This window comes from Paludicola sp. MB14-C6 (assembly GCF_030908625.1).
Taxonomy (GTDB): domain Bacteria; phylum Bacillota; class Clostridia; order Oscillospirales; family Ruminococcaceae; genus Paludihabitans.
Window position 1 is genome coordinate 648,770 of the sequence record NZ_CP133133.1, and the last position, 13,687, is coordinate 662,456.

Genomic DNA, 13,687 nt, shown 5'->3' on the forward strand with positions numbered 1-13,687 from the left:
CTCTTAATTATTATTCCCATTTATATTTATAAAAATTACCACTAGAACATATTTTAACGTATTATGCGTAACTTTTCAAGTGTTTTGGCAATTTTATTTCCTTTTGGCAACATTAATACATCATCAACAGAAATGGCATTGATCAAAGCCAATACAATAACGTAAACTAAGGCTCCAACGCAAATACTGAACACAGTTATTATACTATTTTCTATCCATAATGTCAAAGTTTTATAACATAAAAATGCAGAAATACCACAACTTAGTCCTGCTATCATTGGTTTTACAAGTATACTAACAAAATTTAGCTTTACACCGACTATTTTTCTTAGCTTATTGATACTTAAAAATGCAATCACACTATAACATACTACGGTGCTTATAGATGCGCCCATTATGTTAATAGACGGAATACCGACTAAAATAATATTCAAAATTAGCTTTAGCGAAGCTCCTACCAAAAGATATTTAACGGGTAAATCAACTCGACCTATACCTTGCATAATAGAGTTAACTGGTGTTACTAAAGATAAAAATAGCGCACCAACCGCCAATACAGATAATAAGCCCGGTCCTATTGCAACCGCTCCAGCTAATTTTCTAAATAACAATTTAATGATCGGACCTGATAAAAACGCAATTCCCATACTTGCAGGTGCCGCAATTAACATAGTAACACGTATTACGGATTCTATATTTACTTTGACTTTTTGCTTATCCTTAACAGTCCAAGCTGCCGTTACATTTGGTAATGAACTTTTACCGAAAATATTCGTGAACGCAGGCACTAAATTAAAAATGGCAAGAACTGTTGAGAAACAGCCAAATAAAAATACGTTCATTACGTCACCTTTTTCTAAAAGGTGACCATATAAATCATTAAATAAAGTCGGATTACTTGAAAAAGCATGGCTTAAGCGATCTGGAATTGTTAAATTATCAATTAAAACGGATAATTGGATTACTACAGCCCCAAGAGTTATTGGTATTGCAATTTTAAACAAACGATAATACAATACCTTTGATCTCATTGGTTTTGGAGAATTTAAGATTTGCTCTTTCGTTATAAAGTCGCCTTTTACTTTAAATCGGATAAAAATATAAATAAATCCAACTAAAGTACTAACGCTTACACCTAAAATCGCCGCCGCTGCTGCATACGGAATAGCGACAGAATTGACTTCTTTTAAATTATCGACCACAACCCCAAATACTTTACCTGTTTCTTTAAATTGGCTATTCGCAATTTTCAAAACAATAAAAGAGAATAAAAGTCCTGCAACAAGCTTTACAACGACCTCTACAACTTGTGTAATTGCAGTTGGAATCATATTGCTTAAACCCTCGTAATATCCTCGATATGATGCCATCAAGCAGCAAAAAAAGATTGCAGGTGAAACCATTACAATTGACCAAAATGCATTTGGCATTTTAGCAGCACTTACAATGAATTTTGCTGATAAAACGATTGTGATTGAACCTAATATACCTAATATAACAAAAATGATTGTAGAAACTTTTAATAGCTTCCTTACATCACGATAACGTTCTTTAGCGGCATTTTCAGCCACCATACGAGCTACCGCTGCAGAAAGACCAGTTACAGTTAAAGCATAAATAGTCGTAAAGATTGTATAGGCTTGATTAAAATATGCCATACCTGTTTCATGAAGAATATTGTTTATCGGAATTTTAAATAGAGCACCTATTAGCTTAACAATAATCATTGAAGCCATTAATATGCTTGCGCCATATAAAAAACTCTGCTTTTTTTGTTTTGTCAAAAATAACACCCATTCCGCCATTGCCTTGGCATTAATAAAATTTACCCAATAAAAATACTATAATAGATATAGACGTTACTATATCTATTATAGTATATATTATCATTTATTATGAAAAATATCAATCAAAAAAGTATGAAATATCGCATAATACAAGCAAAAATCACTTATGAAGTATTGGAGACAGCTTTTTATACAGTAATAGTGTTCCTAAAGACGAAACAATACCTTTAAATAAGTTAAATGGTGCAGTTGCCAAAAGTACTAGCGTTTCAAAATTGATAATTTTCGGATTAACCATGCTACCAGCTTTGATAATTGCTTCTACAGGCATTACCTTTGCGTATACTGGTAACAAGACATATAAATTAAGCAATGAGCCTACTACCGTCATAAACACAACACCAATTATCATGCCCACTAAAGCCCCAGACATTTTCTTTTTATATTTATAAAAAAGTGCTGCCGGAACAACAAAAGAGCATCCGATAATCAGGTTTGCAACTTCACCTATTCCACCTGTTATAGTACCATTAATCACGAAATTTAAAACAATTTTAATTGCTTCAATTAAAATTGCCGCTATTGGACCTAATGCGAATCCGCCAATTAACACAACAATTTCGCTTAAATCCAACTTATAGAAACCCGGAGCAAACCACAATGGTATTTCGAACAACATTACCACTGTAGCAATTGCTGCTAATACTCCAATCTTTGTAATGTACACTACTGACATCTTTGTTTTTGTTTGCATTTTGCAAAACCTCCAATTAAAAATTATTTTATAATTAGAGACCTGTTTTGGATATGATGGTATAAAATAAAACACACCCACAGAAAAGTAATCTGTGGGTGTATAGTATCTGCTGAAATAGCAATACCAAGTTTCTTTCATCCGGACTTTAACCGTTGGTTTTGGACTTACACCAAATCAGCCTAATGTAACCATTAGGGTCGTGGACTTTACCACCAGTGGAGACTTTCACTCCGCCCCGAAACAGATTTCATATTATACTAAAATCTATGATTCTTGAGTATGAAACGTTACTCATGGTTATGATCGCAACCGCAATCGCAGCCACAGTCATCATCGCATCCACAATTGCAACCGTCATAATCAAATTCTAATTTTTGACCGCAATTTGGACAATCCATGTCGCCTTCTAGAAGCATATCTTCATCAAGATAGATTACATCATCGCAATTTGGACAAGTAACTTCATAAAGCTCATCATCATCTAGCATTTCATCTTCGTCTTCATCATCAGAAATACCATAAAAATCGTTTTCTAAATCGCCTAAATCTTCATCAATAATATCAATTAGCTCATCGAATTCATCGCAAACATCTTCAATATCGTTGATAGACTCAGCCATTTCATCTAGAACATCAACGATAGCTAAAAGAAGTTTTCCCTCTTTTGAAGATTCGTCAATATCTAGGCCTTGAGCTAATCCTTTCAGATAAGCAACACTTTCCATCATACTCATATTTTCACCTATTCCGCCATAAAGGCACTAAATTTTGATTACATATTTATTATTTGCAAAATCTTGCAATTATGCACGTTCCATGTATTCGCCAGTTCTTGTATCGATTCGAACCATTGTTCCTTCTTCAATGAATAATGGAACTTTGATTTCAGCGCCAGTTTCAAGAACTGCAGGCTTTGTTGCATTTGTAGCAGTATCACCTTTAAAGCCAGGATCAGTTTTTGTAATTTCAAGCTCTACAAAGAATGGTGGTTCAACACCAAAGATGTTGCCTTTGTATGATAATACTTTAACTTCCATATTTTCTTTTACGAATTTAAAGTTATCATCTAATTTAGAAGCATCAATTGGCTCTTGCTCGTAAGTTTCAGTATCCATAAAATAATATAAAGAACCATCTTGATATAAATATTGCATATCACGACGCTCAATATAAGCTGTTGGGAATTTATCGGATGGATTAAAAGTTTTATCTGTTACTGAACCAGTAATTACGTTTCTAATCTTTGTACGAACGAAAGCCGCACCTTTACCCGGTTTAACGTGTTGGAATTCGATGATTTGAAAAACATCACCATCCATGTCAAAAGTTACACCGTTTCTGAAATCTCCTGCTGATATCATAAATTACCTCCAAAATAATGTATAATACTATTCTATATTATTTTACGCTGTTTTTCAATACCCTTATTACAAAGTAATTAAATTCTTTTCACTTTTTGTAATAATTACACATCCATTTTCTTTAATTACAACCATATCTTCGATACGAACACCAAATTTACCACTTAAATAAACGCCAGGCTCTACTGTCATAATTGTATTCTCTTTTGTAATTTCATCACATAATGAGCTGAAACGAGGCTCTTCATGAATGAATAAACCTAATGAATGACCTAAGCCATGACCAAAGCAGCCTTCATAACCTTGAGAATAGATATAATCACGAGCAACTTTATCAATATCGCTATACTTTTTACCGGCACAAATTGCTTCAAGAGCCATAAGTTGTGAGGTTAAAACAGTATCGTATACTTTCTTTTGCTCATCGGATATTTTACCTAATGCTACTGTTCGAGTCATATCGCTGCAATAGCCGTTATATGCTGCACCAAAATCCATTGTGATGAAATCGCCATTTTCTACTTTTTTTACAGATGGTACGCCATGAGGTAGAGAGCTGTTTGTACCAGAAACTACAATGCTGTCAAACGCAAGATTGCTTGCACCTAACTTTTTCATTGTATATTCAAGTTCTAAGGCAATTTCAACTTCTGTCATACCTGGTTTGATGTAATCCAAAATATGAAGAAATGCTTTATCTGTAATTTCTTGTGCTTTCGTGATAAATCCAATTTCCTCTTCACTTTTAATGGATCTTAAATCAGAAATAAAATTGCTTAGGCCATTTGTATTTAAGAAGTGATAACTTGGTAGCTTATCGCAATACTTTTGAAATTGTCCAACAGTCATGCTGCCTGCTTCAATTGCAACTGTTTTTACTTCGTTCTCTTTTAGTATACCATCAATCTGAGCAAAAATATCATTGTCTTGTAAAATTACATCAAAATCTGTAATAACAGTTTTTGCTTTTTCAATGTAACGAAAGTCAATAATGAAATATGCTTTTTTTGAAGTAACAACTAATGTACCGGCAGATGACTTCATGTTCGTAAAATAACGTCTGTTTTCTGCTGAAGTTATGATTGCCGCATCTGCACCTTCCGGTAGTGCATTCATTAAAGTGACTAAAGATTGATTCATGTCAATTCCCTACTTTCTTTTTTCTGTTATAATATTTGCAATAACCCATCAATTGCCAAGATATAGCTATGCTTTCCAAAGCCGGCAATACAGCCTGCACATACAGGGCCAATAACGGATTTACTTCTAAAATCTTCTCTACCAAAGATATTGGAGAAATGGACTTCAATACAAGGAATATGCACAGCCGCAATTGCATCACGAATGGCGTAGCTATAATGTGTATAAGCACCTGCGTTTAATACAATACCATCGTATTGCTTTCTAGCTGCATGAATTTTATTGATAATTTCGCCTTCTATATTGGATTGATAGATTTCGCAATTAACCGAGATGCTAGAACAATAATCTAAAATCTGTTGATTGATGCTTTCAAATGACTCTTTCCCGTATATCGAGGCTTCCCGTTCTCCGGTTAGGTTAATATTCGGTCCATGAATCACAATGATTTGCTTTTTCATGTCATTCTCCCTTCAATAGAGATAAATATATCTGTTTCATAAAAGCAGAATCCTCCGCTTGTGTTCCTGCCGATTCACAAATAAATGTTGGAGCTAACCCTTTCTTGGCTATCAATTCGGCTAAAGGCTCAAATTGAGGGCCATATATGGTATCTTCAAAAGTAAGATGGCGCTTTTCTCCGCCTTTATCGGTGTATTCAATTTTAGAAAAATGAGAATGAAACACTTTCAATCGGTCAAAACCAAGCTCAGCTTCAATTGTATCAATAATCTTAGCATAATCAGCTTGATTTGCAATACCGCCAAATGTTCTTGCATTTAAATGACCAAAATCAATGCAAGGTATCATACGTTCATCCACCTTGCATAATTGCATTACCTCGTATAAATCTCCAAGTTGATTTACTTTTCCCATTGTTTCCGGACAAATATGAATATGACCTAATTCAAGCTCATCCAGTTCTAATTGTGCTCTTTGCAAGGTATCCTTTGCATAGTCTAAGGCTTGTTCTCTTGATAACTTCCCGCAAGAACCCGAATGCACAACAATTCGAGTGGCACCCATTGCATTTGCGGCAGTTGCAGATTCTACGATATAACGAATACTGTTATCACGTTTTTCTTTTTCTATACTGGATAGCGAAATATAGTATGGCGCATGAAGCGATAAAGCGATATTATGCTCTAAAGCTAACATCCCAAATTCATTTGCAGCTTTAGGGTTAACCTTTACCCCTCTGCCACATTGATATTCATATGCATCTAAATCAAATTCTTTTAGATACTTTGGTATATCCTTATTGGTTTTATATCCTTTTGCTAAAAAGCTATCGGAATTTCCTGCAGGTCCAAATTTAGCAAGCATTTTCTTTACTCTTCCTTTTATTGTAACGCTTAATATGTCTTGATTCAAGCATTCTTTTCAATTTAAAAAATTTACCGTCTTCTAACTCAAACGGTGTCACTAAAATTGTAAAAAATCTTTTTAAATTGCCGCCTACTATATCGGTATATATTTGATCTCCCACAACAGCAATTTCATTTCTTGGTAATCCAAGCTTTTTTTGTGCTTTTGTAAATCCACTTGTTAAAGGCTTACATCCCATGGCAACAAAGTCGAGTTTCAAATTATTTGCAAACGGTTCAATTCGTTCAAACGTATTATTCGATACGATAATTAGCTTAATATTGTTGCCTTTCATTACGTCTAACCAATCGGATATATGCGCTTTTATTTCTTGACTTCCATGTGTTGTTAGCGTATTATCTACATCTAGTATAATTCCCTTAATATTATATTGGTTAAGCAATGGAATATCGATACTTGTTACATCAGGAAGAATGAGGTTTGGAATAAAAACAGACATATAATACTCCTTTCCGTTGGCTAATTAAAATTTTTCATATTATTTATTGTTTATATTTCAATGTAATTCATACATATCTATTTCTTTTTACAAATGAAAAAGCGAGCATATTGCTCGCTTTCATTTGTTAATTTGTTTACATAATGTTGCAAAACATTATGTATTAGGAACACTGAAACTATTTAAACTTGCGTTTACGAGCAGCTTCTGATTTTTTCTTACGTTTTACAGAAGGCTTTTCATAGTGTTCTCTTTTACGTACTTCAGCAAGTACACCAGATTTTGCACAAGATCTTTTAAATCTTCTTAGGGCACTATCTAAAGACTCATTATCTTTTACACGAACTTCTGACACTTTATTCCCTCCCTTTGCCAAAAGGCAGAGGTTAATATTATTTGAGCAACAACGCTTAAATAATATCGCGTTGCAACTTAATACAACAGCTATATTATACAATATACAACTATATGATGTCAAGCTTTTCTGAAATTTTTGTTATACTCACTTATAAAATACTATTTAACAACAATATTTACAAGTTTATTTGGTACATAAATTTCTTTCACGATTGTTTTTCCTGAAATAACTTCAAGAACTTTTTCATCTGTTTTCGCAACAGAAATTGCAGTATCTTTGTCACAATCGGTTTCTAACATCACTTTTGCTTTTACTTTGCCGTTAATTTGTACAGCTACTTCAACAGTTGATTCTTTGCATTTTTCTTCATCGTATGTTACCCAATGTTCTGCATTTAAAACGCCGCTGAATCCTAATTGCTGATAAATTTCTTCCGTAATATGTGGAGCGAATGGATTTAACATGATTAACAATGCTTTATACTCTGCTTTGTTAATTTTGCCAACACCAGCGATATCATTTAACAATGCCATCATACTTGCAATTGCAGTATTAAATTTTAAGTTCTCAATATCTTCACTTACTTTTTTAATCGTACGATGGAATGGCGCTTCTAACTCTTTAGTGAAACTGTTGCCTTCTACTACGTTCTCTTGTAAATTCCAAACTCGATCTAAGAAACGTTTACAGCCTTTGATGCTAGTTTGACTCCATGGAGCAGATTTTTCAAAATCTCCAATGAACATTTCATATAAACGCATGGTATCTGCACCATATTCATTTACAATATCATCAGGATTTACAACGTTACCACGAGATTTACTCATCTTCTCGCCATTTTCGCCCAAAATCATACCATGGCTAGTGCGTTTTGCATATGGCTCTTTGCAGCTAACTACGCCGATATCGTATAAGAATTTGTGCCAAAATCTTGAATACAATAAGTGAAGGGTTGTATGCTCCATACCACCATTGTACCAGTCAACCGGTAACCAATATTCCAATGCTTCTCTTGCAGCCAATACATCCATATTATCAACATCACAATAACGTAAAAAGTACCAAGATGAACCTGCCCATTGAGGCATAGTATCTGTTTCACGTTTTGCTTCACCACCACAATGCGGACAAGTTGTATTTACCCATGAATCTAACTTAGATAATGGAGATTGTCCATCCTCTGCTGGCTCAAATGATTCTAAATCAGGCAATTTTAAAGGTAATTCACTTTCAGATATTGGAACATAGCCGCATTTTTCACAATATACAATTGGAATTGGCTCGCCCCAATATCGTTGACGAGAAAAAACCCAGTCTCTTAATTTAAAGTTTACTTTTGGTGTTCCAAGCTTTTGTTCGTCTAACCATTCAACGATTTTAACTTTTGCTTGTTCAACTGTTAATCCGTTTAAAAAGCCCGAATTTACCATAACACCAGTATCGCAATCGGTAAATGCTTCTTTTTCAATATCTCCGCCTGCAACTACTTCAATGATCGGTAAATCAAATGCCTTCGCAAATTCATAGTCACGAGTGTCATGTGCAGGAACTGCCATGATAGCACCTGTACCATATGTCATTAAAACATAGTCGGAAATATAAATTGGAATTTCTTTATTGTTTACTGGGTTGATTGCAGTAATACCATCTATGCGAACGCCCGTTTTCTCTTTAATTACTTCCGTACGCTCAAAATCCGATTTTTTAGATGCCTTCACTTGATATTCTTTTATTTCATCAATGTTTTTAATAACATCTTCTTTTTTTGCAATCATTGGGTGTTCCGGTGAGATTACCATATAGGTTGCACCAAATAACGTATCCGGTCTTGTTGTATAAATCATAAGTTCATCGCCAGTAGAAGTCATGAATTTTACTTCTGCACCTGTTGAACGACCAATCCAGTTCTTTTGAGAAGTTTTTACACGATCAATATAATTAACATCATCTAAGTCATCAATTAGGCGTTGTGCATATTCCGTAATTTTTAACATCCATTGGCTCTTAACCTTACGAATAACTTCACCTTGACAACGTTCACAAGTTCCGTTTACAACTTCTTCATTTGCCAATACAACTTTACAAGAAGTACACCAGTTTACAGCCATCTCGCTCTTATAAGCTAAACCACGTTTAAATAGTTGTAAGAAAATCCATTGTGTCCATTTATAATATTTAGGATCGGTTGTATTGATTTCTCTATCCCAATCGAAAGAAAGACCAAGAGATTTTAATTGTGATTTAAAGCGAGCAACGTTTTGTTCTGTTACGATTTCTGGATGAATATGGTTTTTCATTGCAAAGTTTTCTGTTGGTAAACCAAACGCATCCCAACCCATAGGATATAAAACATTGTAGCCTTGTAATCTGCGTTTACGTGCAACAATATCAAGTGCCGTATAAGAACGTGGATGTCCTACGTGTAGGCCTTGTCCGGATGGATATGGGAACTCTACTAAAGCATAGTATTTTGGCTTAGTATAGTCGTTGGTAGCACGAAACGCTTTGGTATCGTCCCATTTTTTTTGCCATTTTGCTTCGATCTCGCTAAAATTGTAATTCACTGTCTTATGCTCCTTTTCATTTGTATCATGAAATTATTTTAACATTTCCGTTATATCTAATTTTTCGCCATCAGCCCAAAGCTTTTCAAGATTATAATAGTTTCTTGTTTCTTCATAAAAAACATGAACGATAACATCGTTATAATCTAATACAATCCAGTTCGCATTTTGATATCCCTCAACACGTTCCGGTGCTCTGCCAATCTCTTTTAGTTTAAATTCAACTTCATCTACCAATGCTTTTACATGAGTTGAGTTGTTTGCAGAAGCAATTACAAAATAATCACTAATAATAGTAAGGTCTCTTACTTTAATTGCTTCAATTTTGTCTGCTTTTTTATCGTCAAGAATTTTCACTATATGTTTTGTTAGTTCTAATGAATTCATTCAATTTCTCCTATCAATTTATTCTATCGTTGCGGAAGAGTTGCTATCAGTTGAAGAATTTATCGGTGCGTCAACATCAGTTTCGTTTGGATTACTGCTGCTTGGTGAAACAGATGTAATTGGGTCACTTTCGTTACTCATTCCATCGTCATTTTTACTGCTAACACTAATTGGTTTACTGCTTGGGCTGGTAGTATTCTTTGAACTTGTATGATTGGATACCGTTTTGCTGCTCTGTTGGTTACTCGTAATTGAGCGTGAAGAGGAATCCAATTCATAAATACCAAGCTTTTCTGCAGGAACTTTAGGCGAATAAGGCCTAAAATGTTCGTTTAAAATATCGGCAGTTTCTTGACGTTTTGGAATTAAAACGGAGCGTGTATGTCCACCCGTTACCGGTAATGAATGAAAGCGAATCGCACTATTTTTATCAACACTCATTAGCTTTGTATAATAACCCATCATATCTGCTAAAGTAAGGTCGGTTGTAACTTGTTTCATTAAGGTTGGTGCCAAAGATACAACTTGAGTTTTTGGCATAGCAAACAGCTTGTTAATCAATGCCTTTAAAAAAATTTGTTGCATTCGGTTTCTTTCTAAGTCACCTGCTGCATAGCTTTTTCGCTCACGAACAAATCGTTCTGCATGAATACCATCTAAAGTTTGAAGTCCTTTGTTAATTGTAACGCCCTCAAGTTCGAAAGAATGTGGGACATCGACTTCAACGCCGCCTATTTTATCTACAATTACCTTAAAGCTATCCATATTGATTGTTGCATAGTGATCAATCGTTAAATCAAACATCTTGTTGATTCTTCGTGCTAATCCTTCCACACCGCCATTATTCTTTTGCCCATATATAGCGTTGATTTTTCCAGTTGGATAATCGTCACCAATAAAAGTATCACGAGGGATTTGAAGAACATCAATATTTTTGCCTTCTATATCAAAGCTTGCTACCATAACTACGTCAGTAAGCTTTCCTCGTCCTGTACCTTCTGCATAATCAATTCCGCAAACTAAAAAATTAACGCATTTAGACTTAATATCTGTTGGAGTTAATAAGTCATTGTCAATCTTTCCGTCATCACCTGAGTTTACATCTTTATTTAAAAAGAAATTAGAATTTAAAAGAAAAACTCCCAGTACACTCAATACAGATAACCCTATGATTACGGAGAAAACAGATATTAAAATCTTATCCTTCGTTGACATAGGCTGCTTTGGCTTCTTAATTTTTTCTTTTTTTATCGTTTCATTTTCTGTATGATCTTGCTCTAAATTTTCAGTTGGCTTTTCATCCTTTTCCATTCCTTTTCCCCCTACTAAGAAGTAAAGAATTATAACAATGAATTGTATCTAAACCAATTAACATACGTTTTTGTATTTGCAAACTCACTGTAAATTCAATAATTTTAAAAATACATTCGTCTATGTCTTCCAAAGCTAATTTGCGTAAATTTTCTGCATCTTCATAAGTTCTATCGTAAGAACAAGCATCGGCAACGTAGATAATCTTTTCAAGCATCGACATATTTTCTCTACCTGTTGTGTGATATCTGATTGCATTTAATACATCTTCATTTTGAATCTGGAGTTCATTTTTAGCAAAAAGAAATGCTGTTATTCCATGATGCAGGTTCTCATTTTCGTAAAATACAGTATCCAATATTATATCAGATTTTTTAACATTTTGCAACTGAATTATGGTTTTTTCCTCTTTTGTAATATCGTGTAAAGTCGCCGCTAAAATCGCATTATCGATATTTACGTGATAATGCTCAGCAAGCTCTTTAGAGAATTTTACAACTGCTAAAGTGTGAAAAAATCGCTTTTCCGATAGCTTGGATTTTACTAGTTCTGTTATTGTGTCTATATTCATAGTTGTCACCTACTGGTATAAGTTATGGGATTGTATATATGCAAGCACAGAAGGTGAAAGGCTGTTCGACAAATCAAGCTTATTTTGGATTGCTTCTCTGATTTCTGTTGATGATTTGGGCAAAACGGAAATATCAATAATTTGAAGTTTATCCGTTTCTTGAAATTTGTCTTTTTTCATCTTTATGAGCTCTTGATATTCACTTTGTTCTCTTGCTCCGACTATGACAGTAACTTCTTTTAAAATATCTTGATAACGGTACCATTGGTCGAATATTTTTAACATATCGGATCCAATGAGTAAATAGAATTCACAATCATGATAGTCTTTCTTTAATGCTTGAATGGTATTATAGGTATAGCTTTTGCCTTTTAAGCGAAACTCAATGTCGCTTATTTCATACAAAGGATTCCCATTGGTAGCAAGCTGAAGCATTGTATATCGCTCTTCATTTGAAGCAAGATTCATACATTTTTTATGAGGAGGAATATTGGTTGGTATTAACAATATTTTGTCAAAGTGGAACCTTAGTTGCATCTCATTACATAAATGAAGATGTCCGTTATGCACAGGATTGAATGTTCCACCAAAAATCGCAATTTTTTTCATAGCTTAAATTTCATAAACTGGGTTCTTTGGATTCTTTTTATATAATACAAATTTAGATCCAATTACTTGCACAATCTCGGCACCTGTTGATTCTGCTAATTCATTTGCTACTTCTTGAGCAGACAGCATAGCATTATCTTGTACTTTACCTTTAATCATCTCACGAGCAACGAGTGCATCTTTTGCTTGTACGATTACAGTTGGTGTAACTCCACTTTTTCCTATGTGTAAAATAACCTCTAGTTTATTTGCGTGACCTCTTAGTGTTGCTCTTTGTTTCGTTGTAATCATTTATTAAATCTTCCTTTCGCATTGTAACCAGAAGGTTTTGACTGTTCATAACAAATTGAATTGAATGTTAAGCAGCAAAAAGGTGTAACTCTAGTTTGATATAAACAAACTACCCTCTATTTCATTTCTTTTAATTTCGTTTCTAATTGTTTTAATGCATTGCCACGATGACTAATGGTATCTTTTTCTGTGTCACTTAACTGACTAAAGCTTTTATCTCCTACCATGAAAATGGGATCATATCCAAATCCATTTTCTCCGACAGCTTGAAAGCCTATCGTACCTTTACAAGTTCCTATAAAACTGTACTCTTGATTATCGGATAACACAAGATAGATACAGCAAACAAATTGTGCATCTCTTTGACCTTCCCCGATATCTTTCATATCATTTAACAGCTTTTCATAACGGTCTTTATCGGTTTTGCAAGCTTCTCCGCCAAAACGTGCTGAATAGACGCCTGGGGCTTTATTTAATGCAAATACTTCCAATCCGGAATCATCGGCTATTGTTGGTAAACCGCATTGTTCAAAAATCGCTTTTGCTTTCAGCCTTGCATTTCCTTCAAAGGTGTCTGCATTTTCTTCAACGTCAACGTTTATTCCGGCTTCCACTTGCGATATTGTTTCAATCCCAAGAGGGTTTAAAATACGTGCAAATTCTTTTACTTTATGCGCATTCTTAGTTGCAATGATAAATTTCAAACCACCAACCATTCCTTTC

16 protein-coding genes and 1 riboswitch are annotated in these 13,687 nt (G+C 34.3%); all 16 genes read right to left on the reverse strand.

The features are described 5' to 3' along the window. Nucleotides 1-53 precede the first annotated feature (53 nt). The 16 genes from RBG61_RS03085 to rdgB all read right to left on the reverse strand — a co-directional run bounded on the left by RBG61_RS03085 (nucleotide 54) and on the right by rdgB (nucleotide 13,668). Nucleotides 54-1,784 carry a putative polysaccharide biosynthesis protein gene (locus tag RBG61_RS03085; protein ID WP_307945640.1) on the reverse strand — a complete coding sequence of 577 codons (1,731 nt, stop codon included), beginning with the start codon at nucleotides 1,782-1,784 and terminating at the stop codon, nucleotides 54-56. Nucleotides 1,785-1,947: 163 nt separating this feature from the next. Continuing rightward, nucleotides 1,948-2,541, reverse strand: a complete 594-nt coding sequence (locus RBG61_RS03090) for an ECF transporter S component (protein ID WP_307945643.1) — start codon at nucleotides 2,539-2,541, stop codon at nucleotides 1,948-1,950. 125 nt (nucleotides 2,542-2,666) lie between these two features. After that, nucleotides 2,667-2,791: riboswitch (FMN riboswitch) on the reverse strand. A 40-nt stretch (nucleotides 2,792-2,831) separates the two neighbouring features. Further along, nucleotides 2,832-3,278, reverse strand: a complete 447-nt coding sequence (locus tag RBG61_RS03095; RefSeq protein WP_307945645.1) for a CD1247 N-terminal domain-containing protein — start codon at nucleotides 3,276-3,278, stop codon at nucleotides 2,832-2,834. 69 nt (nucleotides 3,279-3,347) lie between these two features. Next, nucleotides 3,348-3,905, reverse strand: coding sequence for an elongation factor P (gene efp / locus RBG61_RS03100; protein WP_307945647.1), 558 nt, complete (start codon nucleotides 3,903-3,905; stop codon nucleotides 3,348-3,350). Nucleotides 3,906-3,971: 66 nt separating this feature from the next. Then, nucleotides 3,972-5,045 carry a M24 family metallopeptidase gene (locus RBG61_RS03105; RefSeq protein WP_307945649.1) on the reverse strand — a complete coding sequence of 358 codons (1,074 nt, stop codon included), beginning with the start codon at nucleotides 5,043-5,045 and terminating at the stop codon, nucleotides 3,972-3,974. A 26-nt stretch (nucleotides 5,046-5,071) separates the two neighbouring features. Then, on the reverse strand, nucleotides 5,072-5,506 hold the full coding sequence (gene aroQ, locus RBG61_RS03110; protein ID WP_307945651.1) for a type II 3-dehydroquinate dehydratase: 435 nt from the start codon (nucleotides 5,504-5,506) through the stop codon (nucleotides 5,072-5,074). A gap of 1 nt (nucleotide 5,507) precedes the next feature. Further along, nucleotides 5,508-6,371 (reverse strand): TIM barrel protein, encoded by an 864-nt coding sequence (locus RBG61_RS03115; protein ID WP_307945653.1) that lies wholly within the window; start codon nucleotides 6,369-6,371, stop codon nucleotides 5,508-5,510. Further along, nucleotides 6,361-6,873, reverse strand: coding sequence for a YqeG family HAD IIIA-type phosphatase (locus RBG61_RS03120; RefSeq protein WP_307945654.1), 513 nt, complete (start codon nucleotides 6,871-6,873; stop codon nucleotides 6,361-6,363). Before RBG61_RS03120 ends, RBG61_RS03115 begins: the two co-directional genes overlap by 11 nt. Nucleotides 6,874-7,051: 178 nt before the next feature. Next, the gene (rpsU, locus tag RBG61_RS03125; protein ID WP_307945655.1) at nucleotides 7,052-7,228 is read right to left on the reverse strand and encodes a 30S ribosomal protein S21; all 177 of its coding nucleotides are present in this window, start codon (nucleotides 7,226-7,228) and stop codon (nucleotides 7,052-7,054) included. Nucleotides 7,229-7,389: 161 nt separating this feature from the next. Beyond that, the gene (leuS, locus tag RBG61_RS03130; protein ID WP_307945657.1) at nucleotides 7,390-9,795 is read right to left on the reverse strand and encodes a leucine--tRNA ligase; all 2,406 of its coding nucleotides are present in this window, start codon (nucleotides 9,793-9,795) and stop codon (nucleotides 7,390-7,392) included. Nucleotides 9,796-9,828: 33 nt separating this feature from the next. Continuing rightward, nucleotides 9,829-10,182 (reverse strand): ribosome silencing factor, encoded by a 354-nt coding sequence (rsfS, locus tag RBG61_RS03135; protein WP_307945658.1) that lies wholly within the window; start codon nucleotides 10,180-10,182, stop codon nucleotides 9,829-9,831. Between the two features lie 18 nt (nucleotides 10,183-10,200). Beyond that, a complete protein-coding gene (locus tag RBG61_RS03140; RefSeq protein ID WP_307945661.1) occupies nucleotides 10,201-11,493 on the reverse strand; it encodes an LCP family protein in 1,293 nt (430 codons plus the stop codon). Further along, the gene (gene yqeK, locus RBG61_RS03145) at nucleotides 11,480-12,064 is read right to left on the reverse strand and encodes a bis(5'-nucleosyl)-tetraphosphatase (symmetrical) YqeK (protein WP_307945663.1); all 585 of its coding nucleotides are present in this window, start codon (nucleotides 12,062-12,064) and stop codon (nucleotides 11,480-11,482) included. The genes RBG61_RS03140 and yqeK overlap by 14 nt, the downstream gene beginning before the upstream one ends. Before the next feature lie 9 nt (nucleotides 12,065-12,073). Next, on the reverse strand, nucleotides 12,074-12,673 hold the full coding sequence (nadD, locus tag RBG61_RS03150) for a nicotinate (nicotinamide) nucleotide adenylyltransferase (RefSeq protein ID WP_307945665.1): 600 nt from the start codon (nucleotides 12,671-12,673) through the stop codon (nucleotides 12,074-12,076). A 3-nt stretch (nucleotides 12,674-12,676) separates the two neighbouring features. Then, complete coding sequence (locus tag RBG61_RS03155; RefSeq protein WP_307945668.1) at nucleotides 12,677-12,964, reverse strand: YhbY family RNA-binding protein; 288 nt, start codon at nucleotides 12,962-12,964, stop codon at nucleotides 12,677-12,679. Nucleotides 12,965-13,080: 116 nt separating this feature from the next. Beyond that, on the reverse strand, nucleotides 13,081-13,668 hold the full coding sequence (gene rdgB, locus RBG61_RS03160) for an RdgB/HAM1 family non-canonical purine NTP pyrophosphatase (protein ID WP_307945671.1): 588 nt from the start codon (nucleotides 13,666-13,668) through the stop codon (nucleotides 13,081-13,083). Between the last annotated feature and the right edge of the window lie 19 nt (nucleotides 13,669-13,687).